The following is a 25,504-nucleotide window of genomic DNA, read 5'->3' as shown; positions in this document are numbered from 1 at the left end:
GGTTTACATGCGTGTGTCATGGCCATGGTAAATGCTTAAATAGCTATCGTAGCGGCTCGTCGCGATGGCCCCGCTTTCGAGTGCAGCCAATACGGCACAGCCGGGCTCATTGATGTGGCGACAGTCATTAAATCGGCAATCATTCATCCGCTCCCGCATCTCTGGGAAAAAATGACCGAGCTCCTGTGGTTCGATATCGATGATGCCGAGCTCGCGTATGCCCGGGGTGTCAATCAACCGCCCCCCCTCGGGAAGCAGGATCATTTCGGCAAATGTGGTGGTGTGCCGCCCCTTGTCAGACCAATCGGATATTGCTCCGGTCTTCATTTTCGCCGCCGGGTGGATGGCGTTGATAAGCGTGGACTTCCCTACGCCCGAATGGCCCACCATCAGCGTGGTCCGCTGGTGGAGCAAGGTATCGATTGCCTCCAAATTCGTTCGTCGCAGCGCCGAAACTTCATAGCACGGGTAACCCAACGTCTCATAAATTGCCCTATAGTCCTCCAAAACCTCCAACCCGGCCTCCGAGAACAGGTCCAGTTTATTAAAAATCAAACCGGCGGGTATGTCGTAGGCCTCCGCTGTAACAAGGAAACGATCAATGAAGCCCAACGATGTATACGGCGAAGCCAGTGTTACGACAAGGAAAGCCTGATCAAGATTGGCGGCGATAATCTGCGCCTGCTTGGACAGGTTTATCGACTTGCGGATGATGTAGTTCCTTCGTTCGTAAAGCTGTACGATAACAGCCGTATGGGGAACGGTATCCGCCTCTACCATGATATCCACCCAATCGCCGACCGCCACGGGGTTTGTCGTCTTGATGTCCTTCGTACGGAATTTACCCTTAATCCGGCAGTCGTATCTCTTGCCGTCATCGGCAAGCACCTCATACCAGCTACCGGTCGACTTGGTGACCAGGGCTCTCATCCAACTATCCCATTATATACCGCAGCGCTTCTTACCATATTGGCAAAAGTCGGAAAAAAACGCCACAATATCCCTATCTTTGTCTCCATACCAATATGCTCAATACGTGAAGAAGTTGTTTCTTTTAGATGGGATGGCCTTGATTTACAGGGCCTATTTTGCACTGAGCAAGAACCCAAGGATTACATCAACCGGATTCAATACTTCCGCAATCTTCGGATTTGCCAATACGCTGCTAGAGTTACTCCGAACGCAGCAACCTTCGCATATCGCCGTGGTGTTCGATACCATGGCACCGACCAACCGCCATGTCGAATTCGAATTGTACAAGGCCAACCGGCAGGCAATTCCCGAAGACCTTGCCGCCGCCATCCCTTATGTTTATAGATTGGTCGAAGGATTCAATATCCCGCTCATTACGCTGGATGGCTATGAGGCCGATGACATTATCGGCACATTGGCTAAACAAGCGGAAGCTAAAGGGTATACCGTATATTGCATGACCCCCGACAAGGACTTCGGCCAATTGGTGACAGAGAATATTTTCATCTATAAGCCTGCACGGCTGGGCAACGGGGCGGAGACGCTCGGTGTAAAGGAAATCTTGGAAAAGTGGGAAGTTTCCGACGTGAAACAGGTTATCGATATCCTCGGCCTTTGGGGCGACTCGGTAGATAACATTCCGGGCATCCCAGGTATCGGCGAAAAGACGGCGAAGAGCTTGATCAAGCAGTTCGGCTCGATGGAGGGCATTTTGGCCAATACCGACCAACTCAAGGGAAAACAACGGGAAAACCTGGAAACATTTGCCGAACAGGGACTGATTTCGAAAAGACTGGCCACCATCCAGTTGGATGTGCCCGTGGAGCTGGATGAAGACGGCCTCTTATTAGGCCAACCGGATAAAGGCGCATTGGAGCCTCTTTTTGCCGAACTGGAATTCCGCACCCTGGGCAAGCGCGTTTTTGGCGAAGATTTCAGCCTTTCAGCTGCCCAAGCAGCTTCCGGCGCACAAATGGATTTGTTCGGCAATGCTGCGGAAGCCACGGGTAGCACCGCCGATACCAACGAGGCTTATTTGCCGCCCGTTGCAGGAAAAAATGTCCATAATACCCCGCATACCTATATTTTAGCCGACACACCAGCTGCCCAACAAGAATTGGCAACGCTATTGTCCAAACAGGCCAGCTTTTGTTTTGATACCGAAACCACGGGTACCGATGCAAATACCGCCGACCTCGTTGGGCTCTCCTTCGCTGTCGAACCGGGCAAAGCCTGGTACGTGCCGGCTCCGCCCGACAAGGAGGGCCGTTTCCGGGTATTGGACTGCTTCAAACCTGTTTTGGAAGACAAAACCATCGAAAAAGTAGGGCAGAACATCAAGTACGATATCCTCCTGCTGGCCCGTTACGGAATCGCGGTCGACGGGCCGCTATTTGATACGATGCTTGCCCATTACCTCATCGACCCCGATACCCGCCATGGCATGGATATGCTCGCTGAAAATTACCTGGGCTATACGCCCGTTCCCATCACGGAGCTGATTGGCCCCAGAGGTAAAAAGCAGGGGAATATGCAGGATGTAGATCTCGCCGCCATTACCGAGTATGCCGCGGAAGACGCCGACATCACCCTTCAACTGAAAACCGTCTTTGAACCTTTGCTGGAACAGGCCGAGGTGGTTACACTAGCCCAAGAAGTAGAATTCCCGCTGGTCCATGTGTTGGCCGAGATGGAGCGCTGCGGGGTCAAGGTCGATGTGCCTGTACTCCGGCAATTGTCTGAGTCATTGGCGACCGACACCGCGCTACTGGAAAAAACAATCTACGACAAGGCTGGGGTCCGCTTCAACATCGCCTCGCCGAAACAATTAGGCGAGGTGCTTTTCGAAAAACTCGAGCTCGACCCCAAGGCGAAGAAAACGAAGACGGGGCAATACAAAACCGGCGAGGATATCCTATTGGCATTGGCGCCAAAGAGCGATATCGTGAAGGATATTCTTGAATTCAGGCAGCTGCAGAAACTGAAATCCACCTATGTGGACGCCTTGCCCGCTATGATTAATCCGGTAACGGGGCGGGTGCACACCTCCTACAACCAAGCGGTAGCGGCCACGGGACGGCTGAGTTCCACCAACCCGAACCTCCAGAATATCCCCATCCGCACGGAGCGTGGACGCGAAGTGCGCAAGGCGTTCATTCCAACCGATAGGGATCATGTGATTCTATCGGCCGACTACTCCCAGATTGAACTGCGGCTGGTAGCACATATGAGCGGCGATGAAGGAATGCTGGAAGCGTTTGGAAAGGGGCTGGATGTGCACCGGGCAACTGCGGCCAGGGTATACGGTGTGCCATTGGACGAGGTGACCCCGGGCCAGCGCAGAAACGCCAAAGCGGTGAACTTCGGCATCATATACGGCCAATCTGCCTTTGGTCTCTCACAGAGCCTTGGGATTCCCCGCACCGAAGCTGCTCAGATCATCGAGCAATATTTCGCCCAGTACCCCGGTATCAAGCGGTATATGAACGATACCATCAATTTTGCCAAGGAACACGGCTATGTGGAAACTCTGCTGAAGCGGCGCAGGTACCTACGCGATATCAACTCGGCCAATCAAACCGTACGGGGCTTTGCCGAACGCAACGCCATCAATGCCCCCATCCAAGGGTCCGCCGCCGATATGATAAAAGTGGCCATGATCAACATCCACCAAGCGATCAAAAAACAGGGGTTACGCGGAAAAATGACCATGCAAGTGCATGATGAGCTCGTGTTTGATGTACCAAAGGAGGAATTAACGATATTTAAGGCGCTTGCTGAAAAGCACATGAAAAACGCACTGGCCATGTCTGTACCCATCGTCGTCGAACTTGGCGAAGGCAGCAACTGGCTTGAGGCGCATTAAGGGCAATAGGCAATGAAATGCTGGCTGACCATCGCACTCATCCTCGTCGCGCCTTCCGTGACACTTTGCAGTCCCGCAGATACAACTGCGCGCGGCGCTGTGTTTTACGAGCGCGGGCCCGGCGATACCGTGCGTTTTTTTTATGACGACCATTATTATTTGGTTGATAAGAACTGTGAGTTCAAGGCCATCGAGCGTGTGGGCCCATACGACTTCCAACGGCAAGTATTCACCGGCGCGTTTGCCGATTTTGACAACGATGGCCGACTCATCCTGGAAGGGAGTTATGCCGACGGGCGGAAACAAGGGCATTTTAAGTCTTATCACCCAAACGGCCAACTGAAATGGCAGGTTTCCTATATACAGGGCGTTCCCCATGGGCCCCTCAATTTCTACTATCCTGATGGCAAACCATTGCTTGAAGTAACCTACACCGGCGAAGGCATGCGTATCCTCAACTTTTGGGACCGCCGCGGCGAACAGCGTGTCATTGATGGCAATGGGCGGTACGAATTTTCGGTCGCTGCCGATGGCTATAACGAGTTCGGATATATACGCTATACCCGGAAAGGGAGGGTGGTAGACGGCTCCCCGCATGGTAACTGGGCCATCAAATACATTTTTGGCGATGGCAAAGAGCGAAGCGCTGGTTATGAATATTATACCAACGGGCGCTTTGTAAGTGGATATGAAACGTATACCGATGAGGAGTTTTTCGACACACCTCGGTACGGCTTTCTCCCCGCAGATTTTTCCATCCGCGCCGATGCAATGATTACGAAAACATGTACCATCGATGAGCACACGGGGTTTACCGGATTTCTTGCGGAGTATTTGGCCGATTGGTTTAAAGGTGAGGTCGTCGACCGCGCTGGTCCCATCCCAACCGAACCCATAAAAATCGAATTCACGGTAACGGTGAAGTCGACCGGCGAACCCAGGGCCATCAAAATGAAATCATCGTTCAATACGAAACATTTCGCCGAATTGCTGCACGAAGCGCTGGCCAGCGTGTCGTATTGGCTCCCGTCATACGCCGCCGGCGAGTATATCGAAGATACACTTATGGTGACGATGGAGGCATTTCCTGATATCTACGAGCGTGAAGTGAGATTCTATGAGGTAACCATCAAACGCGAGAAAGGCCGGTAGTGTCTAAAAGAAAAAATCCACGAAGAAGCGTTCGCGGATTCGGTGCAAAATTGTAGCCTCGACAGGAATCGAACCTGTATCTAAAGTTTAGGAAACTTCTATTCTATCCGTTGAACTACGAGGCCAACTTTCAGGGGGCAAACATACGACTTTGTATAGATAAATGGAAAAGACAACAAAAATGTGGCCCCCAAGACCGCCGGATTCCGATAGATAGTTTATATAGCGCATCGATAAAAACGATATTTATCCATCGTAATAAACCTTACCTTTGCAGCGACAAAATATAAAGGATATTACTATGAGTTTCACAGGCAAAAAGTTCCCAAACATCACCGTTGACGCCATCGATTACCTCGGCGATAATTTGTTTATCAATATTTTTGAAGAGGCCGCGAAGAAAGAAAAGAAAGTGCTGCTATTTTGGTACCCTAAAGACTTCACCTTCGTATGTCCTACGGAATTACATGCATTTCAGGAAGCACTTCCTGAGTTTGAAAAACGCAACACCATGGTTATTGGTGCTTCGTGCGACACCAACGAGGTACACTTCGCTTGGTTAAGCACCGCGAAAGACAACGGCGGTATCGAAGGGGTTACTTATCCCATCCTCGCAGACACCAACCGCAACCTTTCCCGCATATTGGGCATCCTGGAAGGCGAGGAAAAGAAAAGCGAAGAATTCGGTTCCGTTTTTGAAGGTTCAAACGTAACCTTCCGGGCCACCTACCTCATCGACGAGGAAGGAAAGGTATTCCACGAAAGTGTAAACGATATGCCTTTGGGCCGCAACGTGAAGGAATACCTCCGTTTAATTGATGCGTATGCCCACGTGCAGAAATTCGGCGAAGTATGCCCCGCAAACTGGGAAGAAGGTAAAGAGGCCATGAATGCTACCCGCGATGGTGTAGCGGCATACCTGTCCACCCAGCCGGCAATGAACTAATAAGCCGCCGTCCGATTTATAAAGGCCTGTGGGCGACCTAAATGGATTGCTCACTGGCCTTTTTAATACCCCCTAAGCCGTTTATCGTTTAAAAAATTAAAAGAACATGTTACAAGAATTAGAAAAAGATGACCTCGGCGACATCGTAAAAGACAATGACGTCGTTTTGGTGCAGTACTCGGCCACCTGGTGCGGCAACTGCAAGATCATGAAGCCCAAGTTCAAGAAATTGGCTTCAGAAAACAACCAGATCCCGTTTGTCATCGCCGATGCCGAACGGTTCCCCCAGTCGCGGCAACTGGCGAATGTAAGTAACCTGCCAACCTTCGCCGCATTCAAGGGCGGCAAACTGGTAAACCAGGTGCAAACTAATAAATTCGACCCTTTAATCGATCTGCTCAATGAAGTTACCCATCATTAAACATCTAACCGAGTTTATCGAACAGAACGATCAAGACTATGTGCTCGAAGCCATTGAGACACTGGAGTCGTTAACAGAAGTTCCTTCCTTGAAAGATGAAGAACTGGATGTCATCGGTGAACTAATCTCCAATATGTACGGCGCCATCGAAGTGGATAAACTGGTTAAATCGGGGACTGACCGTAAAGAAGCGCTTAATACCTTTATGAAACGCGTTTTGGGGTCGATTGACAAGGGTTGATGGGCGCGTGTTTTCCACCAACATCCTGTGGAAAACCGTGAGGCTGTGGAAAACTTGTGCCCCCCGCCGCCGCAGCCGTTCTTTTCTTTGTCGTATCTTTACCGGTGTTAAAGGTTAACTTCTTAAAGTTGCATCTTTTGGCTGGGGCACGGGTTCCCAATTTCAGTCAAGGCAAAGAGCTTTAAGATCGAATGATTTTTTAATTGTTAATTGCAAAAGCCGTCGCATTATCCTGCGACGGCTTTTGTTATTGTAGGAATATAACCATTATCTTTAAGCCATGAACACGAAACGAGCGGTATCCTTTGCATTCCTATTTCTTTTCATTGCTGCCGCTGCCTTCCCCCAGGCGGCACAGCCGCAGCATCCCGGCAAAATCAAACAGGCCTTTAAGAAGCTGAACACGTTAGGCTCCGTACTTTACCTTGCCGCACATCCCGACGACGAAAACACCCGTCTTATTGCATGGCTGGCCAAAGAGAAACATTTCAGGACGGGTTATCTCTCCCTGACACGGGGTGATGGAGGCCAGAATCTCATCGGTACAGAGCAAGCTGAAGAGCTAGGCCTCGTCCGTACCAACGAATTGCTGGCCGCGCGCAAAGTCGACGGCGGCGAACAGTTCTTTTCGTCGGCAATCGACTTCGGCTTTTCGAAAACCCCCGAAGAGACCTTCGAGATTTGGAATCGGGAAAAGATACTCGCCGATGCGGTATGGGTGATCCGTAAGTTCAAGCCGGATGTCATCATCACGCGATTCCCACCCGACCAGCGTGCCGGGCATGGCCATCACCAAGCATCGGCGTTATTGGCCATCGAAGCGTTTGAGGCAGCCGCCGACCCCAGCCGTTTCCCGGAACAACTGTCGGTGGTAACGCCTTGGCAGCCAAAACGGCTTCTTTGGAACACGTCGAGTTTCTTCCAGGGGTCTCCACCAACTTCAAGCCACTTGCTTGCCAATATCGGCGACTACAATCCACTACTCGGCGAATCGTATGGCGAAATCGCTGCCGAAAGCCGATCCAACCACAAAAGTCAAGGCTTTGGGGCCGCACGCCAACGGGGGGATATCGTGGAACGTTTCGAAGTCTTAGCGGGTGACGCACCGAAAAACAATCTTTTCGAAGGTATCGAAACATCGTGGGAGCGCATCAGCGGGGGCGAGCGCATCGGTCGGTTGGTAGCCGAAATCGATCGGCAGTTTGACATGGAGCATCCGGAGAAATCCATCAACGGCCTACTGGAGCTGTTGGCCTTGGTCGGGGAGGTGGAAAACGACTATTGGAAAGACCTAAAAACAGCAGAAATCAAAAACCTTATCCTCGCTTGCGGCGGGATATGGTTCGAAAGCTATGCCCCCGTTTCACAACTTGCTGTCGGCGAACAGACCACGGTCAGCACGGCCTATATCGTACGGCGGCCGGATGTGACGGTCGCCGTAGGCGACCACCTATTGGCGTTCAACGAGCTGTATGAACAATCCGAATCGCTTATGGCCACCGGAACCACACAACCCTACTGGTTACGGCAAGCCCACGGATTGGGCCGCTTCACCGTGGCCCACCAAGAAGATATAGGCCGGCCGCTCAACAACGATGGCCCCAAAACACCCGTCACGTTATCCATCAATGGTAAAACGTTGACTTTCGAGCGGCCGGTCGTTTACAAGTATACACACCCCGTTCGCGGCGAAGTATACGAACCGCTTGTCGTTACACCCCGCATCACGGCTAATATTGGTCAGCGAGCATTGGTGTTCAACGGCACCCAACCCAAAGCCCTTGAGGTCCGCTTTGCCGGCCATACCCAAGACAACGTTTCCGCTGTGGCCCGATTGCAATTGCCTTCGGGTTGGCGGGCGGAGCCCAATGAAATACCCCTGCAGTTCTCTACCAAAGCGACGGAGGTGGTTTCCCGCATCACGATATACCCTGCCGAAGACCCATCACTGACCGACTCGCTGGGCATCATGCTGGAATATCCCGATGGTGCCGAAATGGCAAGCGCCATCCAAACCATCAGTTACGATCATATCCCCAAAATCACCTGGTTCCCGCCTGCAAAAGCCCGACTCAGCAAGATAGAGACCGGGTTTTCGGCAAAGCACATTGGTTATTTGCCGGGCGCCGGCGACCTTATTCCTGCGGCCCTGCAGGAGATCGGCCTGCAGGTTACCCTTTTGAGCGAGCAGGATGTATTATCAGGCGACTTGTCGCCATACGATGCCATCGTCACGGGGGTCCGCCTATACAACGTAGACCCGCGGGTGCGATATATGCAACAACAGCTGATGGAATATGTAAAAGGGGGCGGCACACTGGTGGTACAATACAATGTAAGCCGCGGCCTACAGGTCGACGGTATCGGACCTTACCCCTTCGAGCTCAGCCGGACCAGGGTAACCGATGAAACAGCCCCTGTGACGGTGCAGCTCCCCGAAAGTAGGGTATTGAATTATCCGAACAAGATAACGCAGGCCGATTTTGACGGATGGGTGCAGGAGCGCGGCCTCTATTTCGTGGGCGAAGCCTCAAAACAATATAATCGCCCTTTACGCATCGCCGATCCCGGGGAGTCGCCCAGCGATGGCTCGCTATTGGTCGCCCGCTACGGCAAAGGTAACTTTGTTTATACATCGCTTGCTTTTTTCAGGCAATTACCCGCCGGCGTGCCGGGGGCATACAGATTATTTGTAAATTTGCTGGCAAAACCCATTGATTAAACGGACATGGATATGGAGAAACACATCGAAGAACAACCCACTGGAAAAAACATCAACTCGTATTTTTATCTGCTTGGTGCGATATTTGGCGGTTTGACCGGCGTGCTCGCCCAGGAAGGCTTCCTCGGTGCCGTCATCGGTGCCGTGGCAGGGTTGTTGTTTGCCGGCTTTTTCGTCGGCGCCCTGCTCAACGGCCGAGAGCATGACCGATAAGGGGCTTCCTCCCTTCGTCCGCAACTGGAAACGGTTCTATTGGATCGTCGTCGGCTGGTTGCTTGTTCTAATCCTGCTGTTTTACCTCTTCACCAATTTCTTTGGATGAGTACGACGGATTGGATTGTCTTGTGCTGTACCCTGCTCCTTATTGTCGCATATGGCGTATATAAAAGCAAGGGGATCCGAAATATCGACGGGTATCTTTTGGGCAACAAATCACTGCCTTGGTACCATGTCGCCCTCTCCGTAATGGCCACACAAGCCAGCGCTATCACGTTCCTTTCTGCTCCTGGCCTCGCTTACTCATCGGGCATGAGTTTCGTCCAATTCTATTTTGGCTTGCCCTTGGCCATGATCGTACTGAGCATTTCGTTCGTCCCGATGTTCCATCGATTACGGGTATTCACGGCCTATGAGTTCCTTGAGAAACGTTTCGACGTCCGGACGCGTGCGTTCACCGCTTTCTTATTTCTTATCCAGCGCGGCTTATCTACCGGTATTACCATTTATGCGCCGGCTATTATCCTCTCCAGCATCTTGCAGATCAACGTCGTGTATACCACGCTATTCATCGGCACGCTGGTGGTCCTCTATACGGTTTATGGCGGAACAAAAGCCGTATCATATACCCAGTTGCTTCAAATGGCCATCATCTTCGGCGGATTGTTAACGGCGGGGGTTCTCGTGATCTATATGCTTCCCGACGATATCGGCTTGGTCAAGGCCCTGCATATCGCGGGCAAATCGGGCAAAGCCAATGCCATCGACCTCTCGTTCGACTGGAATAATCAATATACGTTATGGAGTGGGCTTATCGGCGGTTTCTTCCTGCAGTTATCTTATTTCGGCACAGACCAAAGCCAGGTAGGCCGCTATCTTACGGGTTCGTCCATCCGCGATAGCCGAATCGGCCTGCTCATGAATGGCCTACTGAAGGTACCGATGCAGTTTTCGATCTTGCTCATCGGCATATTGGTGTTTGCCTTTTACCAATACAATAGCCCCCCCATCTTCTTCAACAAATACGAACTCCACAAAATCGAAAATAGCGACTATGCAGCACAGGTAGAAGCACTGAAGGTCGAACATAAGCAGGTGTTCGAAGAAAAGCAAGAACAGATACATCGGCTTACCGCGGCGCTGGACCGGGAGGACGAGGCCGCGATATCGGATGTGCGAGACCAGCTGCGGCAGGCCGATGTGCGGGCCAAAACAATCCGCGAAGATCTGGTGGCGCTGATGCAAGAAAACGACGCGCTGGCTGATACCAACGACAACAACTATATTTTCTTGACATTCGTTACTGAAAACTTTCCCCGCGGGCTGATCGGCCTGCTCGTCGCCATCGTATTCATGGCTTCCATGGGGGCAACGGCCAGCGCCATCAACTCGCTGGCCTCCACCACGGTCATTGACATATACAAGCGCTTCGTAAGGAAAGAGGGCACTGATCGCGGGTACCTATCCGCTTCACGGATATTTACATTCATCTGGGGCATTTTTTGCGTTCTGATTGCCTTATATGCGAGCAAGTTGGGTAACTTGCTGGAAGCCGTGAATATCCTGGGCTCGTTGTTTTACGGGACCATCCTAGGTATTTTCATTGTCGCTTTCTATGTGAAGAGAGCCGGCGGGCGCGCCGTACTTGCTGCAGCAATCCTCACGGAAACCATGGTCGTCTCGCTATGGTGGTTCGATGTGATGGCCTTTCTTTGGTTAAACCTGGTCGGCTGTATGGGGGTTGTATTTTTTGCGTTGCTGTTTCAAGGCTGGCGCAGCAACCGAGCCGTCCAACCCTCTTGATCCGTTCCGTTCAATCAAGCTGAAGATCTGCCCATACCGGGTAGTGGTCGGAAAGTTTTTCTTTGACAATTTGATAATAACGCACGTCAAACGCCTTGCTTGCGAGGATGTAGTCGATCTGGAAATTGGGGAAATCCCCATTATAAGTAACGCCCCAGCCACGTCCCTTCTCCCGAAACGCATTCCGCAATCCTTCAGAGACCTCGTTCACAGCATACGATAGGGGCGTATCATTGAAATCACCTGCAATAAGGTAAGGCAGGCCACAGGCCTGGCTATGTTCGCGGAGTGCTACGGCCTGCGCACTACGGGCCCGGAAGGCATGCTTTAGGCGGGCGCCGATACGCTTGGTAGAGGCTGCGTCTTCTTCAATGGTTTTCGACGGATTGTTGATAAAATCGTAATCTTCCTTTTGAAAACCGAAAGAACGTAGGTGGACGTTATAAACCCGAAAAATGCGCCCATCTTTATCGATATCTGTAAAAATGATCCGGTTCACCCCGTATTCATGTTCCGGAAGGACACCCGAAGCAACAATCGGATATCGTGAAAATATCGCCATTCCATAGGCCTCATAATCGTTCTCTGCCGCGGGAGAAACATAATGATAGGGCATCTTGATCTCGCGTTCAAACTCCGCCGTCATGTTGTACTTCCCCTTTTGGCGGGTGTAATATTCTTGGATGCAGATCACATCCGGCGACACATCGTCCATCAACTGCATAGCCTGCTCCCGAATGGTCAGTTTTGTGTCTTTTTGCTCAAAGGCCCTGAAAAAATGCACGTTGTAAGTCAATACCCGGATATGGGCGGTGTCCGGTGAGGCGACCACGCTTTGTGGTACCTTGGAGTTAAACCCATAATGCTTTTGCAGCGTATTCCACCCCAAAAGAATGGCAAGCAGGGAGATAACCGCAAACCGCACGCGCCGTACCACCCAATAAGCCACAAACAGGCCATTGGCAACCAGTAGTGGCAGGTATGCAATACCGAAAAAAGCAATGGGCCAGAATGTCTTCGGGTTGATAATAGGCGCTAGGTAACTGGATAGTAATGCAGCTGCCGCAAAAAAATTCGCCAATAGCACGGCTTTACTGAATAAACCCAGCCGTTTCATACGCCCGCGTTTCCTTGCCATCAATCAATATTCGTTTTGACCTTGCTTACTCGCTTTAAAGAGGGCCTCTTTCTCCGCTTTTGTGAGGCTATCGTAGCCCGATTGGGAAATTTTGTCCAAAATTCGATCGATGACCTCCTGGTTGGGTACCAAGGGCTCTTCATTGACGGGGCGCTCATTCCGCACCACGCGAAGCGTTCTCCGCCTGCGCTCTTCCCGACCCAGGATACGGCTCCAGTCCTGTCCATTCTGCAACCGTTTAATGTAAACGAAGCCAAATAGCGCGCCCCCGATATGCGCAATGCTTCCCCCCGCGTTGAGTCCCGCAATGGCCAATACATCGATGACAATAAACGCCAAGGCCAAATACTTCAATTTCACATTGCCAAAAAAAAGCATCCGGATGGTATAATCCGGAAGTAGGGTAGCAGTGGCAAACACAATGGCGCTCACGCTGGCCGAAGACCCGATCATCACCGTGCGGAATGCTTCTGCCCGGAAGACCGGAATAAGGTTATAAGCCAGCAGATAAAGCACCCCACCCACCAAGCCGCCGGCCAAGTAAACAAAGGTAAATTGCCTTTTCTTAAGGAAGTCGAGGAAAATGATGCCCAGCCAAAACAACCAAAGCATATTGAATAGGACATGGAATAATCCCTGTTGGGTAAACATATATGTGGCTAAGGTCCACGGCTTATGTAGCCAAGCCGAAACCGATGCCGGCAACTGTATCCATGGCATTACGTAGCCGGACACCGAAACACTCGTAAAGCCGAGCACCGAAACCAGTGAAAGAAGTCCAAGCCCAACAAACACCAGGACGTTTATACCAATAAATAGGAACAGAGGGTTCCCCGAACGGAAAGCCTTATGCCATAAACCACCGACCCATGACGTTTTCATCGCGCGCTCCCTGTATACTCAATTGATAACACGGGCTAATATATGAATTTTTTTTTTGAATATACGTCGCCAACAACTGCACTTACCAATAGTTGGGGCGCCGTATTCCCCAAAGTTTTATTAATAGAAAACCGAATAACGCACCACCGATGTGTGCAAAATGGGCAACAGAAGAACCCGTGCGCGATACACCGAGAATCAGCTCGATAAGGATCATCACCGGGATGAAGTACTTGGCCTTAATGGGTACGGGCAAAAAAATGAGCATCAGCGGCGTGTTCGGAAACAAGTAGCCGAAAGCGATCAGCAAGCCGTATATAGCGCCCGAGGCACCTACCATGGGGGTCGTATATACAGACAAGAGCGTCTGCCGCGCTTCGACCGGAAGGCTGCTCAATACCCGGGCACTCCGGTTGGCCACATCTATTTCCGAAAGAAACGCTTTCGCCGAAAACGAATCGACAATCATGTATACCTCCATGGCTTGTACCGCAAACTGTAGCACCAGCGCACCCAATCCCGTAATCAAATAAAAATTGAGGAAGCGTTTCGAACCGAATACCTGTTCCAATATCGGCCCGAACATGAACAGCGCAAACATATTGAAAAAAATATGAGTAATGCCTCCGTGCATAAACATGTACGTAATGACCTGCCAGATATGGAAGCCCGGCGAGTCCGGATAATAAACGCCAAATAGGTCGTTTGCCCGGGGAAAAATCAACGAGCCACCAATAAAGCAGATTACATTGATGATAAGCAGGTTTTTAACGACCGGCGGCATGCCGGAGAAAGGGGATGTGGTATTGTTAAACATAATCGTTCATTCCGTGTTTTAGCGCTCAAACCGTTCCATCAGTTCTTGCAGGGTAAAAGTAAGGATTATCGGTTTACCATTCAGCGATACGTTCGGCATTTCGCACGCAAACAACCGGTCGATCAGGTCGGACATATCTTCAGCCGTCAGTTCCGTGCCGGGCCTGATGGCTGCGTGGCGCGCGAGGCTTCTTGCCAGTTGCTCGCGTTTCGGAATCTTCAATTGGCTTTGGTTATGTTTATAATCTTCCAGAAGACGGTCCAGCACTTCACGTTCATCCAGCCCGGTTGTCAGGTCCGCTGGAATCCCCTCAACCACAAAGGTGTTTTTACCAAACTCCCTTATCTGGAATCCAAGTGCCTGTATATCTGGCAACAAATCGGTCATCAACTGGTAATCAGAAGAGCTGAATGCCACAGTTTGTGGAAAAAGACTTTGTTGGCTGGCTCCCTGCCAGTTTTCCTGCTGCAGCCGGAATTGTTCAAATAAGATCCGCTCATGCGCCGCCTGTTGATCGATCAGGATAAATCCCGAATGGATCTGCGACATGATATACCGGCTGTGCAACTGAAACGGCTGCTTCCTGGCGGGGCGTGTCGGTTCGATGGCATCGCCTTGCAGCCCTCCGTGCAATGGTAACTGGGTATCCGTCCGTTTCTCCGTAATCCGGTAAAGGGTTTCCCATTGGTCGGGGATAGGGGATGGGCGCTGTCCTTCACGCGGTTTGCCGCTGTCAAAAGGGTTATAATCCGGATTAAATGTGATGGATGGCGGCGTGATGTCCTCCAGCGGTTTAGGGCTGATCATCTGGCTGAACCCCGTTTCCTGATTGAAGTCTAGGGTCGGGGTGATGTTGTAGCGTCCCAGCGATCGCTTCACGGCCGACTGGAGTATGGCGTAAATGGCCCGCTCGTCCTCGTATTTGATTTCCGTTTTCGTGGGATGCACGTTGATATCGATCTTTGCGGGGTCGATCTCAATAAACAGCACATACAGCGGAAAGCTATCCGCGGGCAGGATCCCCTCATACGCCTTTACCACTGCGTGGTTAAGGTATGGGTCTTTCACGAAGCGGTTGTTCACAAAAAAATACTGTTCCCCGCGCGTCTTTTTAGCATACTCGGGCTTTCCGATGAACCCTTTGAGGTTGATGATGGTTGTCTCTTCCTCCACCGGTACCAACCGTTGGTTATAACTGTTTCCAAATACATGTACAATGCGCTGTTTCAGGCTTTCTGCCGGTAACTGGAACAGTTCCTGGCCCTCGCTATGGAGCGTGAAGTAAATATGGGGATATGCCAAAGCCGTCCGTTGGAACTCCTCGACGATATGCCGCATCTCCACGGCATTGCTTTTCAAGAAGTTGCGTCGGGCCGGAATATTGTAGAATAGGTTTTTTATACGGATACTCGTTCCAGCTGGCAGCGCCTCGGGTTCCTGACGCACCACCTCCGATCCGGCTATCTCGATGAGTGTACCCAATTCATCTTCCACCCGGCGCGTTTTAAGCTCCACGTGGGCAATCGCCGCGATGGAAGCCAATGCCTCCCCGCGGAATCCCATCGTACGGATGGCGAACAGGTCGTCTGCCTTCCGGATTTTCGAGGTAGCGTGGCGCTCAAAACATAGCCTCGCATCGGTTATGCTCATGCCGCACCCATTATCGATGAGTTGTATAAGCGATTTACCGCCGTCCTTGACGATCAGTTTTATCCTGTCGGCACCGGCATCGATTGCATTTTCTATCAGTTCCTTCACTGCCGAGGCCGGACGCTGCACCACTTCCCCTGCGGCTATCTGGTTGGCAACCGCATCCGGCAACAATTGGATGATATCTGACATAAGCGGCAAAGTTACGAAAAGGTACCTACACCATGTATTTCCGCAGCGAGAAATCGGGCGGTTTGGCTCTTTTTGCTCTTTATCAGGTCCTCGGGCGTACCACTGAAAAGGATTTCGCCACCCCCCGCACCGCCCTCCGGCCCGAGGTCGATCACCCAATCGGCCACCTTAATCACATCGAGGTTGTGCTCAATCACCAGTACCGTATTTCCCCGGTCAACCAGTCGGTTAAGCACATCCAGCAAGACACGTACATCCTCGAAGTGCAGTCCTGTTGTGGGCTCGTCCAGGATATAGAACGTTTTGCCCGTATCTTTCTTGGAAAGCTCGGTAGCCAGCTTCACCCGCTGTGCTTCGCCACCGGATAGCGTTACGGACGACTGGCCCAAAGTAAGGTAACCCAATCCCACGTCCCGTAGGGTCTTGATTTTACGGTAAATCGCCGGGATGTTTTCAAAAAAGGCAACGGCCTCGTCGATACGCATATCGAGTACATCGCTGATTGACTTGCCCCGATAGCGCACTTCCAGCGTCTCCCGGTTGTACCGCTTGCCATTGCAGGTCTCGCAGGGCACCTGTACGTCGGGCAAGAAGTTCATCTCGATAACCTTCATACCCGCGCCCTGGCATGTTTCGCAACGGCCCCCTTTTACGTTAAATGAAAACCTGCCCGGTTTGTACCCGCGGATTTTCGATTCAGGCAATTGGACAAACAACGCCCGGATATCCGAAAATACGCCTGTATAGGTCGATGGGTTGGAGCGCGGTGTCCGACCGATGGGGCTTTGGTTGATTTCGATCACCTTGTCTATATACTCCAGTCCTTCGACTTTCCGATAGGGTAGCGGCTGCTTCTTGGCCCTAAAAAAATGATGGTTCAAGATGGGATATAATGTCTCGGTAACCAGGCTCGATTTCCCGCTCCCCGACACCCCCGTTACCAGGATCAGCTTACCCAACGGGAATTCGGCGGTTACGTCCCGGAGGTTGTTACCCGTTGCCCCCCGTAAGCGCAACGTATGGCCGTTGCCCTCACGGCGCACCGTTGGTACCGGTATGTCTTTGGCGCCGCTAAGGTAGGCTGCGGTGAGCGTATCGGCCGTTAAGATGTCTTCCGGTTTCCCCTGGGCCACCACAAGGCCGCCGTGTGCACCGGCGGCAGGCCCCATATCGATCACATGGTCAGCATTGCGGATCATGTCCTTGTCGTGCTCAACCACCAATACCGAGTTACCGATGTCCCGAAGGTTTTTAAGTGCATTGATCAGCCGCTCGTTGTCGCGCTGGTGCAACCCAATGCTCGGTTCATCAAGGATATACAGCACATTGACAAGTTGGGAGCCGATCTGCGTGGCCAGCCGGATACGTTGTGCCTCCCCGCCCGAAAGCGTCTTGGCGGTCCGGTCGAGGGTCAGGTAATTGAGCCCCACGTCGAGGAGAAACCCCAAACGCGACCGGATTTCCTTCAATATTTCTTTTGCGATTACCTGTTGCCGATCATTCAGCTGCCGTTCCACATCGGCAAACCACGCCGCTAACGTGCTGATATCCATAATGGCCAATTCATGGATGTTTTTCCCGGCAATTCTGAAATGGAGCGATTCCTTCTTCAATCGCGCACCATGGCAGGCCGGGCATACCCGTTGTGCACGGAAGTCTTCCAATTGCAGTCCATTTTGCCCCTGGCGGTCACTTTGCTCCTCAAGCATCTTAAACAGGCCCTCAAACCGAATCCGGTAATCTTTTTTGTTCCAGCTGCTATAGGAGACCGGCACCACAACCTCCTCCTCCGCGCCGCCCATAAGGATGTCGAGCTGTGCCTCGGTGAGCTTTTCAATGGGGGTCGACAGCGAAAAATCATATTTCTTCGCGACAGCCTTTAGCACCTGGAAGTTCCACGTATCCCGGTATTGGCCCAACGGTGCCAGCCCCCCCTTCATAATGTTCAGCTTCGGATCGGGTATCACGGCATCGCGGTCTATCTCATATATATAGCCCAGCCCGGCACAGCGCTCGCACGCGCCATACGGCGAATTGAACGAAAATGTATTGGGCTGGGGCTCATCGTAAGAAATACCCGACTCGGCGTCCATCAGATACCGGCTGTAAAAGTAGTCGTTGTTGGACTTGTCGCTTACCTTGATGATGCCCTTGGCCGTTTTCATGGCCTGCATTACCGACGTATACAGACGCTTGCGGTCTTTCTCCGACACCACCAGCCGATCGATGACCACCTCGATGTCGTGGATTTTATAGCGGTCCGCTTGCATTTTGGGCACCAGGTCCAACAACTCCCCATCCACCCGCACCTTCACGTATCCCTGTTTCCGGATCTGCTCAAAAAGCTCGCGGTAATGGCCCTTACGTCCCTTTACCACAGGCGCCAGCACATGGATTGCCTGGCCACCAAACTGTGCGATAATCCGGTCTACCACCTGGTCTTCCGACATCCGCTCCATCTGCTTTCCGGTTACAAAAGAGAATGCTTCCCCCGCCCGCGCATAAAGCAGTCGCATGAAATCATATACTTCGGTGATGGTCCCCACCGTGGATCGCGGATTCTTACTCGTGGTTTTCTGTTCAATAGAGATAACCGGGCTCAGGCCCGAAATCTTATCCACATCCGGCCGCTCCATGCCCCCCAAAAACTGGCGGCTATATGCACTGAATGTTTCCATGTACCGTCGTTGCCCTTCGGCATAGATGGTATCAAAAGCCAGCGAGGATTTCCCGCTGCCACTTAGCCCCGTTACAACCACCAGCTCATTCCGTGGAAAACTAACATCGATGTCCCGAAGGTTGTGTACCCTTGCACCAAAGACTTGTATTTCGTTTTGCTCGCCCAGGTCGGGCGCCGTTTGTTTAGTCATTTACCGTCTCAAATAATCATGTGGGTTAGCAAACTTACCTAAACTTGCGTTGACATGCAAGCTCCCGATCTGCTCAACATCCGCTAAAGATAATGGTTTGCGAACAAAAAATACTAAAAATATTCGACAAAAAACGCCCGGCAGAACCATGCCGGGCGTCTCCTATTTCATTAGCCGTTTTTCGTTAAGCAACCGAAGAAGGTGCCGTTTCTTCTGCCAAGGCTTCATCAACAAGTACGCGTCCGCAATGTTCGCAAACGATGATTTTCTTGCGCTGGCGGATTTCCAATTGCTTCTGAGGGGGTATTTTGTTATGGCACCCTGAGCAACTATCGCGGTCTATTGAAACGACCGCCAGCCCATTCTTATAGGAAGTCCGCAGCCGCCGGTAAACACGCAGCAGGCGTTCCTCGATATCCGTTTCGGCGCCGTCGGCCTGTTTGGTCAACTCATCCTCTTCTTTCTGGGTTTCCGCCGTGATGGTGTCCAGTTCCCCTTTCTTTATCTCAAGGTCTTTCCTTGCCGTTTCCAGCGTTTCCAGGGTACCTTCGTAGACTTCCGTCTTATTCTTTATTTCAAATTCAAATTCACGGATTTTCTTTTCGCTCACTTGGATATCCAACCCTTGGATTTCAATCTCTTTGGTAATCGCATCGTATTCGCGATTGTTCTTCACCTCATTGAGCTGCCCTTCATATTTCTTTATAGCCGCCTGCGCGTCTTGAATCATATTGCGGCGGTTGACGATGGCATCTTCCAGCTCATCCAACTCGCCCCGGATTTTCTCTATACGGGTCTCTAGCCCGGCTATATCGTCTTCCAGGTCACTTACCTCCATCGGCAATTCGCCCCGCACCTGCCGGATTTTATCGACCTTGGTATGGATGGTCTGCAGCAGCCAAAGCGCCCTTAGTTTTTGTTCTATAGTCTGTTCCATTTAACTATAATATTTTATTGGGTTCGTGTCCATTCCCGTCAAACGGACTGCAAAGGTAGGAAATTTTTTCTGAATAATTTCCAACAATAGTTGCTGCGTAAACTGTTCGCTTTCAAAATGTCCCACATCCGCGATTACGATTTTCCCCTCCGCATCGAAAAATTCATGATACTTATAGTCCGCTGTCACGAATACGTCCGCACCCGAACGGATTGCTTGGCCCAGAAGGAAGCCTCCGGCGCCGCCGCAAACGGCCACATTGGCCACAGGTTTGCCCCGGAGGGCCGTGTGCCTGATTACCTTAGCTCCCAGCTGTCTCTTGAGTAAACCGAGGAAATCACTTTCCCCCATCGGCCGTTCCAGTCGACCCACCAACCCACTCCCCACCCGTGGATAATCGTTTTGCAGCCGATATATGTCGTATGCCACCTCCTCATAGGGGTGCGCCTCGAGAAGCCCCCGCAATATCGCACGCTCTTTCAGGGCAGGGAAAATCACTTCCATGCGCATTTCTTCCTCCCGGTGGTGTTCCCCCCGATGGCCAACAAACGGATCGGCTCTTTCACCCGGCCGGAATGTTCCGTAACCCGGGGTGTTGAAGCTGCATGCATCGTAATCGCCGATGCTTCCGGCGCCCCCCGCAAACAGGGCCGCCCGCACGCGCTCCACGTGGTCCATGGGTACAAACACGACCAACTTTCGGAGTAGATCTCCTTTCGGACTCAGTATCTGTGTATCCTGCAGCCCCAAGCGATCCGCAATCTTACCGTTCACGCCTCCCTCCACATTGTCCAGATTCGTGTGGATGGCGTATAACGCGATATCGTGTTTGATTGCTTTCATGACCACCCGTTCAACGTAGGTGTTCCCATTGAACCGTTTGAGTCCCTTGAAGACAATGGGATGGTGAGAGATGATCACGTCGGAACCCGATGCAATCGCTTCATCCACCACGGCCTCTGTGCAATCTAATGACAGAAGCGCTTGGTTTACCTCCCTGTCGGGATTACCGACCAACAAGCCCGCATTGTCGTAAGGTTCTTGGTACTCCAATGGGGCCAATGACTCCAGATGGTCGGTCAATTCACGTAGTTTCATCGGTGGTTTGCTGTTTATCGTTGAATTTTCCATGCTCTATCAAGAGGTTCCTGAAATTGTTCACCTTTACCCAATAGCCCACGAAATAGATGATGCTTAGTAAACCCATGGTTACGAGGATAAATGCCGGCAACGGGATGCTGGACAGCAGGAATAGCCACGCGTACCACGTGCCCGCTATACGGCCTGGGTTTTCCTCTTCCGCGATTTTACGGTCATAAAACTCATTGGTCAATGAATCGGCCAACCGCGACGCCACCGAAAAGTTCCAGTAAATATTAAAAAAGGGAATGACCAACAACCAGGCTTGGCTAGGGGTCATCAGTCGATTTTCCGGTGAAATACAGGCCAATGTTTTTCGGACGGTATTGGCATAAAAAGCCCAAACGACCAGCCTGATTATAAATACCACCACAACCAGCTGGATCATTTCCGGCGAAAGATTTTCGTAATCGATGTTCATTCGCAAATATTTGCTTCTAACCGCCCCCCGTGACCTGCTTTACATCGCCTTTTCCCCAAGGCGCTGCCGTGGCCGGTTTCTCCGGGGGCTAAATTACAGCGATTCCATTACAAAACCCAATGATTACGCGACTTGTTGGCGCATGGGTCCCGTCTGGATCGAGACAAGCCGCCTAGATTAATGCAAAACGGCCATCTCAACGTGCAAAATGCCGGCATCCATGTAGGGTGCGCTTGTCTGCACGAAACCCAGCTGGCTGTAGAAAACATGGAGATGTTGCTGTGCGCTGATTTTAATGGCTTTATGGCCATATTGGGCATACAGTGCATCCATGCTCCGCCGCATCAGTTCCGTGCCCAGCCCCTGCCCACGGAAGCCGGCAGCGGTTACCACACGTCCGATGCTCATCGCATCGGGATAGGAAATACCATACGGTATAAGCCGCGTATACGCCGCCAGCACGTCACCGTGCCATGCCATGAGGTGGCGCGACAATTGGTCTTTGTTGTCCAAATCGCTATAAACGCATGCCTGTTCCAAGACGAACACCTCTTGCCTCAATTGCAGGATCTTGTAAAGCTCATCCAGTGAAAGTTCGGCGTACGCTTTTTCCGCCCATTTTATATCTTGTCTATCCATGGCTAATCCCATTGCTGATCTACCAAATGTCGTACAACAAAGTCGCACATTTGGTCAACTTACTTGCGCCCACCCCAGTATTTCCTCCATGTATGTGTCGATAAGGGAGACATTCAGCATGTCATTGATATAACCGATATACATGTCTGGTCTAATAAGTGTGATTTTAGTGTTTGTCGGCCTCACTTCAAACGCTTGGAATACCCCTTCGTTCCTGTCGGAATAGGGAAGGTAATAAAGATGCATTTCACGCGGATATTTCTGACGCATCCATTGCCCCATGATATTCAGGTGGTGCGGACTGACCGTGCCCAACACCAACAGAACGAACCCCGGTTTTTCACACCATCGATGCAGGTCGGTCTGCGTTTTCGACTTCTCGTCAAACACCGGTAGGCATGGAAACCGGTCGCCCGCCTGGATTTTGCCGCCCGACGCATGGTGCACGGAAAGTGATGAGTGGCGATAGTTGACATCAAGGCCCGACAACCGTTCGAATGTCCGTTGCAAACGGCCCCGGTCCGAGCTGGCGCGACTTGCCTGCCTCATCAAGCGCATCCCTCCAAACCAACCCGGCCACCGCACACCCGCTTCCTCCATTCCAAAAATTCCCTTACCCGCTTTTACCGCCGGCATCCGCTCCCGTTGGTATGTATGGAGCACGCTCGGGGCCAATCGGCCGTTCACCGTAGCCGCCAGCTTCCACCCTAAATTAGCAGCGTCATACAGGCCTTCGTTCATGTCACGGTTCAGGATGGGAGAGACCCCATGGGCTGCGTCACCGATTAGGAAGCACCGCTGGCGTCGCACTTGCTCCACGATCGTTTGCCGATAACGGAAGGAAGTGATCCGATGGCATTGTTCGCCCGGTAAATCAAACCCCAGTGCGGCTTCCACCTCCTTTCTGATATCCGTGTACCGGATGGTATCGCTTCGGCCCGAGTTGTAAGCTTGGGGTAACCGGCCGACAATGCGGTAACGGTTAGCCGCACCGAAAGGAATGGTAGCCAAAGGTCCATTGTTGTGTAAAGCAAGCGCTATTCTCCGGTTATTCCCCTTGTTAGTTTCTACGTCGGCCACGAAAAAGTTCCGCATACGATCGTCCCCTTCAAGCGGGATATCGAGCTGTCCTCGCAAGGTACTGTATTGGCCATCGGCTCCGATGACCCAAGCACACTGCCAGTCTTGCCGCTTGCCATGATGTACCAGGGTGGCGGTGGCCCCGGCATCGTTCTGGCGAAGCGACTCCAGCCGGGTTTCCCACGCCACGGGGCAAGCTCTTTCCGTTAGCCTGTTAAGCAGGATCCGTTCCATGTCATCTTTCGCCACCTGCTGAATGAATGGGAAGGCGATGTCTGTAGCGGCCAGTGGTGAGAAATCCAATGTCGCGGCCACCGTCCCGTGTGCCGATAGTTGCAGGGCATAATAGGATTGCCCCTTCGCAAGCAGCTGATCGGAGAGCCCCAGCTGTCTAAAAAGCTCCATCGACCGCGCGCTTACCAACATCGCTTCCGCTTCGCGGTCGGGGCCCGGCTTCGCATCAATAACGGTCGGTTGCATGCCATAACGGAGCAGCTGGGCGGCAACCATCAAGCCCGAAAGCCCTGCCCCAATGATCAAAACGTCGGTATGTTTTTGGGGTTCCACGGTCAGAAGAGCAGGAAGATAGCCGGCTTTTTATGGAAATCGTGATTCCCTTCGCGCCATTTCCGTATCGGCTGGCTGATAATCTGTTCGTCGGGGGAAGTGAGGTTGACCGCCACACACAGCTGTGTCTGCGGTTTGCATAGGCGAAGCAGATCGAATAGCAACTGGTTGTTGCGGAACGGGGTTTCGATAAACAACTGCGTTTGCTTTTCCCGCATGGCGGCTTGCTCCAATTGGCCGATCCTCTTGGCCCGGTCGCCTTTATCTATTGGTAGATATCCATGGAACGTAAAACGCTGGCCGCTGAAGCCCGATGCCATCAATGCTAATACAATCGAACTGGGGCCAACCAAAGGCACGACCTTGATCCCCCGTCGGTGGGCTTCGGCCACAATCTCGGCACCTGGATCAGCTACCCCTGGGCAGCCTGCCTCGCTCATCAAGCCGACATCCCTTCCTGATAGCAGCCCCGAAAAGAACCCGGCCATATCCGATTGGCCCCGAGCATGTTTTCCGTAATCGTGCAGGACAAGCTCATCTTGGGGAGTCCGAAGGCCCGCTTGTTTAAGATACCGTCGTGCCGTCTTCCCGTTCTCGACGATATACTCGCTAATGGCGTTGATTGTTTCACTGAGATAAGGCGTAAATGAGGCCGATATCGCTTCGTCCGCCAACGGCACGGGTATAAGGTACAGTGTTCCGAAATGCATGTACAAACGTAGCAAAAAGGCGTTTAATAAGTTGGCTAGATCCGTATTATATGGCTATTTCGTTTCATTTATTCAAACACATTTACTAATTTGGCCAAAATTCCGCTGGACACATGGCCACACAAATCACTGACGGCGTAAAGGTTTCGGTTGAAACGGTGTACCAACCCGAGTACTCCAACCCGGAAAACGAACATTTCATGTTTGCTTACCGCATTACCATTGAAAATCTGGGCGATTACAGTGTGCAGCTTTTACGGCGGCATTGGTACATCTTCGATTCCAACGGCACCCATCGGGAGGTGGAAGGCGAGGGGGTAGTCGGCCAACAGCCCATTATTGAGCCGGGCGAAAGGCATGAGTATGTTTCCGGCTGCAACCTCAAAAGCGACATGGGTACCATGGGCGGCACATACCAGATGTTGCGTGAGCTTGACGGCTCCAAATTCGAAGTGGATATCCCCAAATTTGATTTGATCGCACCCCACCGGCTTAATTAGCGTTAGCTTAATCCAAAAGCCATCATTACACCCGCTATCTCCATGCTGAACCAAGGGGAAAAGCGTGCTATTACAAGTCTCTATGTACTGGGAGTATACTGGAAAAAGCCTGGATAAACACTGGAGATTCCCTGGGAAACACTTGGCACTGCGGCTAACGTTTGCTACCTTTGTAAGGCATTTACACGGGGCAATCATGGCATACCAGGTAGGCGATATCAAGTTCGAGGGGCAAATCGGTGACCTCTCCTTTTACAAACAAGGAGACGCGTATTTGGCCAAACGAAAGGGCGGCGTTAGCTCCAAGCGCATGGCAACCGATCCAAAGCTCGAAAGGTCGCGCGAGAATAGTACCGAATTCGGCAGGGCTTCGGCGGCTGCAAAGCGGCTCAGGTTGGCCATGCGGAACGTCCTGCCTTTGTTCCACGAGGGCACGATGCAAACCCGTTTGAACAAGCGTATCCTCCAACTTATCAAGGGCGACGGCACGAACGACAGGGGTAAACGACGGGTCATTGCCGAAAATCTACCGCTATTGGCCGGCTTCAGCTTTAACAGTGGCTCCGCGTGGAAAGATGTTTATTACGCGCCGGTGCAACGTGTCTTCAACAAGGACTCGGGG

At 51.8% G+C, this 25,504-nt stretch carries 21 protein-coding genes, 1 tRNA gene and 1 pseudogene; 10 read left to right on the top strand and 13 right to left on the bottom strand.

Going from position 1 to position 25,504, the window contains the following annotated elements:
• Positions 1 to 3: 3 nt before the first annotated feature.
• Positions 4 to 930, bottom strand: coding sequence for a ribosome small subunit-dependent GTPase A (gene rsgA / locus ACO1NT_RS12175; RefSeq protein ID WP_449048902.1), 927 nt, complete (start codon positions 928 to 930; stop codon positions 4 to 6).
• Positions 931 to 1,036: 106 nt separating this feature from the next.
• Here rsgA and polA point away from each other — a divergent pair, with 106 nt between their 5' ends.
• Both polA and ACO1NT_RS12165 read left to right on the top strand, forming a co-directional pair.
• Positions 1,037 to 3,838 carry a DNA polymerase I gene (gene polA, locus ACO1NT_RS12170; protein WP_449048901.1) on the top strand — a complete coding sequence of 934 codons (2,802 nt, stop codon included), beginning with the start codon at positions 1,037 to 1,039 and terminating at the stop codon, positions 3,836 to 3,838.
• 12 nt (positions 3,839 to 3,850) lie between these two features.
• On the top strand, positions 3,851 to 4,990 hold the full coding sequence (locus ACO1NT_RS12165) for a toxin-antitoxin system YwqK family antitoxin (protein ID WP_449048900.1): 1,140 nt from the start codon (positions 3,851 to 3,853) through the stop codon (positions 4,988 to 4,990).
• 53 nt (positions 4,991 to 5,043) lie between these two features.
• Here ACO1NT_RS12165 and ACO1NT_RS12160 read toward each other — a convergent pair.
• Positions 5,044 to 5,115 (bottom strand) — tRNA-Arg (locus ACO1NT_RS12160).
• 176 nt (positions 5,116 to 5,291) lie between these two features.
• On the opposite strand from ACO1NT_RS12160, the gene ACO1NT_RS12155 reads away from it, so the two are divergent.
• The 6 genes from ACO1NT_RS12155 to ACO1NT_RS12130 all read left to right on the top strand — a co-directional run bounded on the left by ACO1NT_RS12155 (position 5,292) and on the right by ACO1NT_RS12130 (position 11,339).
• Positions 5,292 to 5,936 carry a redoxin domain-containing protein gene (locus ACO1NT_RS12155; RefSeq protein ID WP_449048899.1) on the top strand — a complete coding sequence of 215 codons (645 nt, stop codon included), beginning with the start codon at positions 5,292 to 5,294 and terminating at the stop codon, positions 5,934 to 5,936.
• Positions 5,937 to 6,042: 106 nt separating this feature from the next.
• Positions 6,043 to 6,357 (top strand): thioredoxin family protein, encoded by a 315-nt coding sequence (locus ACO1NT_RS12150; RefSeq protein ID WP_449048898.1) that lies wholly within the window; start codon positions 6,043 to 6,045, stop codon positions 6,355 to 6,357.
• On the top strand, positions 6,338 to 6,598 hold the full coding sequence (locus ACO1NT_RS12145) for a DUF6952 family protein (RefSeq protein WP_449048897.1): 261 nt from the start codon (positions 6,338 to 6,340) through the stop codon (positions 6,596 to 6,598). The genes ACO1NT_RS12150 and ACO1NT_RS12145 overlap by 20 nt, the downstream gene beginning before the upstream one ends.
• Positions 6,599 to 6,878: 280 nt before the next feature.
• Positions 6,879 to 9,320: a PIG-L family deacetylase gene (locus ACO1NT_RS12140; protein WP_449048896.1), complete on the top strand. Its 2,442-nt coding sequence runs from the start codon at positions 6,879 to 6,881 to the stop codon at positions 9,318 to 9,320.
• Positions 9,321 to 9,332: 12 nt separating this feature from the next.
• Complete coding sequence (locus ACO1NT_RS12135) at positions 9,333 to 9,533, top strand: hypothetical protein (protein ID WP_449048895.1); 201 nt, start codon at positions 9,333 to 9,335, stop codon at positions 9,531 to 9,533.
• 105 nt (positions 9,534 to 9,638) lie between these two features.
• Complete coding sequence (locus ACO1NT_RS12130) at positions 9,639 to 11,339, top strand: sodium:solute symporter family transporter (protein ID WP_449048894.1); 1,701 nt, start codon at positions 9,639 to 9,641, stop codon at positions 11,337 to 11,339.
• A 10-nt stretch (positions 11,340 to 11,349) separates the two neighbouring features.
• Here the strand turns inward: ACO1NT_RS12130 and ACO1NT_RS12125 are convergent, their stop codons facing one another.
• The 11 genes from ACO1NT_RS12125 to ACO1NT_RS12075 form a co-directional block, all read right to left on the bottom strand.
• Positions 11,350 to 12,477 carry an endonuclease/exonuclease/phosphatase family protein gene (locus tag ACO1NT_RS12125; protein WP_449048893.1) on the bottom strand — a complete coding sequence of 376 codons (1,128 nt, stop codon included), beginning with the start codon at positions 12,475 to 12,477 and terminating at the stop codon, positions 11,350 to 11,352.
• Positions 12,478 to 12,480: 3 nt separating this feature from the next.
• Positions 12,481 to 13,359 (bottom strand): rhomboid family intramembrane serine protease, encoded by an 879-nt coding sequence (locus ACO1NT_RS12120; RefSeq protein WP_449048892.1) that lies wholly within the window; start codon positions 13,357 to 13,359, stop codon positions 12,481 to 12,483.
• An 82-nt stretch (positions 13,360 to 13,441) separates the two neighbouring features.
• Positions 13,442 to 14,176: a rhomboid family intramembrane serine protease gene (locus ACO1NT_RS12115; protein WP_449048891.1), complete on the bottom strand. Its 735-nt coding sequence runs from the start codon at positions 14,174 to 14,176 to the stop codon at positions 13,442 to 13,444.
• A gap of 18 nt (positions 14,177 to 14,194) precedes the next feature.
• Positions 14,195 to 16,018 carry a DNA mismatch repair endonuclease MutL gene (gene mutL, locus ACO1NT_RS12110; RefSeq protein WP_449048890.1) on the bottom strand — a complete coding sequence of 608 codons (1,824 nt, stop codon included), beginning with the start codon at positions 16,016 to 16,018 and terminating at the stop codon, positions 14,195 to 14,197.
• A gap of 11 nt (positions 16,019 to 16,029) precedes the next feature.
• On the bottom strand, positions 16,030 to 18,888 hold the full coding sequence (gene uvrA, locus ACO1NT_RS12105) for an excinuclease ABC subunit UvrA (protein WP_449048889.1): 2,859 nt from the start codon (positions 18,886 to 18,888) through the stop codon (positions 16,030 to 16,032).
• 184 nt (positions 18,889 to 19,072) lie between these two features.
• Positions 19,073 to 19,825, bottom strand: a complete 753-nt coding sequence (locus tag ACO1NT_RS12100; protein WP_449048888.1) for a zinc ribbon domain-containing protein — start codon at positions 19,823 to 19,825, stop codon at positions 19,073 to 19,075.
• Positions 19,826 to 20,923, bottom strand: a complete 1,098-nt coding sequence (locus ACO1NT_RS12095) for a Nif3-like dinuclear metal center hexameric protein (RefSeq protein WP_449048907.1) — start codon at positions 20,921 to 20,923, stop codon at positions 19,826 to 19,828. It abuts the gene before it with no gap.
• Positions 20,910 to 21,386 carry a hypothetical protein gene (locus ACO1NT_RS12090; RefSeq protein ID WP_449048887.1) on the bottom strand — a complete coding sequence of 159 codons (477 nt, stop codon included), beginning with the start codon at positions 21,384 to 21,386 and terminating at the stop codon, positions 20,910 to 20,912. The genes ACO1NT_RS12095 and ACO1NT_RS12090 overlap by 14 nt, the downstream gene beginning before the upstream one ends.
• A gap of 177 nt (positions 21,387 to 21,563) precedes the next feature.
• Positions 21,564 to 22,025, bottom strand: coding sequence for a GNAT family N-acetyltransferase (locus ACO1NT_RS12085; RefSeq protein ID WP_449048886.1), 462 nt, complete (start codon positions 22,023 to 22,025; stop codon positions 21,564 to 21,566).
• A 54-nt stretch (positions 22,026 to 22,079) separates the two neighbouring features.
• Positions 22,080 to 23,672 carry an FAD-dependent oxidoreductase gene (locus ACO1NT_RS12080; RefSeq protein WP_449048885.1) on the bottom strand — a complete coding sequence of 531 codons (1,593 nt, stop codon included), beginning with the start codon at positions 23,670 to 23,672 and terminating at the stop codon, positions 22,080 to 22,082.
• 2 nt (positions 23,673 to 23,674) lie between these two features.
• Complete coding sequence (locus ACO1NT_RS12075) at positions 23,675 to 24,382, bottom strand: SAM-dependent methyltransferase (RefSeq protein ID WP_449048884.1); 708 nt, start codon at positions 24,380 to 24,382, stop codon at positions 23,675 to 23,677.
• A 113-nt stretch (positions 24,383 to 24,495) separates the two neighbouring features.
• Between ACO1NT_RS12075 and apaG the strand changes: the two genes are divergently transcribed.
• Positions 24,496 to 24,882 (top strand): Co2+/Mg2+ efflux protein ApaG, encoded by a 387-nt coding sequence (gene apaG / locus ACO1NT_RS12070; RefSeq protein ID WP_449048883.1) that lies wholly within the window; start codon positions 24,496 to 24,498, stop codon positions 24,880 to 24,882.
• Between the two features lie 196 nt (positions 24,883 to 25,078).
• A pseudogene (locus ACO1NT_RS12065) lies at positions 25,079 to 25,504 on the top strand (hypothetical protein); the annotation flags it as partial.

Source organism: Parapedobacter sp. (assembly GCF_053550995.1).
This window is presented reverse-complemented; position numbering and strand designations above follow the sequence as displayed.

Excerpts from the sequence above, each read along its gene's own strand:
- rsgA (WP_449048902.1), bottom strand. The coding sequence starts at position 930 with ATGAGAGCCCTGGTCACCAAGTCGACCGGTAGCTGGTATGAGGTGCTT.
- ACO1NT_RS12165 (WP_449048900.1), top strand. The coding sequence starts at position 3,851 with ATGAAATGCTGGCTGACCATCGCACTCATCCTCGTCGCGCCTTCCGTG.
- ACO1NT_RS12155 (WP_449048899.1), top strand. The coding sequence starts at position 5,292 with ATGAGTTTCACAGGCAAAAAGTTCCCAAACATCACCGTTGACGCCATC.
- ACO1NT_RS12150 (WP_449048898.1), top strand. The coding sequence starts at position 6,043 with ATGTTACAAGAATTAGAAAAAGATGACCTCGGCGACATCGTAAAAGAC.
- ACO1NT_RS12145 (WP_449048897.1), top strand. The coding sequence starts at position 6,338 with ATGAAGTTACCCATCATTAAACATCTAACCGAGTTTATCGAACAGAAC.
- ACO1NT_RS12140 (WP_449048896.1), top strand. The coding sequence starts at position 6,879 with ATGAACACGAAACGAGCGGTATCCTTTGCATTCCTATTTCTTTTCATT.
- ACO1NT_RS12135 (WP_449048895.1), top strand. The coding sequence starts at position 9,333 with ATGGAGAAACACATCGAAGAACAACCCACTGGAAAAAACATCAACTCG.
- ACO1NT_RS12130 (WP_449048894.1), top strand. The coding sequence starts at position 9,639 with ATGAGTACGACGGATTGGATTGTCTTGTGCTGTACCCTGCTCCTTATT.
- ACO1NT_RS12125 (WP_449048893.1), bottom strand. The coding sequence starts at position 12,477 with ATGGCAAGGAAACGCGGGCGTATGAAACGGCTGGGTTTATTCAGTAAA.
- ACO1NT_RS12120 (WP_449048892.1), bottom strand. The coding sequence starts at position 13,359 with ATGAAAACGTCATGGGTCGGTGGTTTATGGCATAAGGCTTTCCGTTCG.
- ACO1NT_RS12115 (WP_449048891.1), bottom strand. The coding sequence starts at position 14,176 with ATGTTTAACAATACCACATCCCCTTTCTCCGGCATGCCGCCGGTCGTT.
- mutL (WP_449048890.1), bottom strand. The coding sequence starts at position 16,018 with ATGTCAGATATCATCCAATTGTTGCCGGATGCGGTTGCCAACCAGATA.
- uvrA (WP_449048889.1), bottom strand. The coding sequence starts at position 18,888 with ATGACTAAACAAACGGCGCCCGACCTGGGCGAGCAAAACGAAATACAA.
- ACO1NT_RS12100 (WP_449048888.1), bottom strand. The coding sequence starts at position 19,825 with ATGGAACAGACTATAGAACAAAAACTAAGGGCGCTTTGGCTGCTGCAG.
- ACO1NT_RS12095 (WP_449048907.1), bottom strand. The coding sequence starts at position 20,923 with ATGAAACTACGTGAATTGACCGACCATCTGGAGTCATTGGCCCCATTG.
- ACO1NT_RS12090 (WP_449048887.1), bottom strand. The coding sequence starts at position 21,386 with ATGAACATCGATTACGAAAATCTTTCGCCGGAAATGATCCAGCTGGTT.
- ACO1NT_RS12085 (WP_449048886.1), bottom strand. The coding sequence starts at position 22,025 with ATGGATAGACAAGATATAAAATGGGCGGAAAAAGCGTACGCCGAACTT.
- ACO1NT_RS12075 (WP_449048884.1), bottom strand. The coding sequence starts at position 24,382 with ATGCATTTCGGAACACTGTACCTTATACCCGTGCCGTTGGCGGACGAA.
- apaG (WP_449048883.1), top strand. The coding sequence starts at position 24,496 with ATGGCCACACAAATCACTGACGGCGTAAAGGTTTCGGTTGAAACGGTG.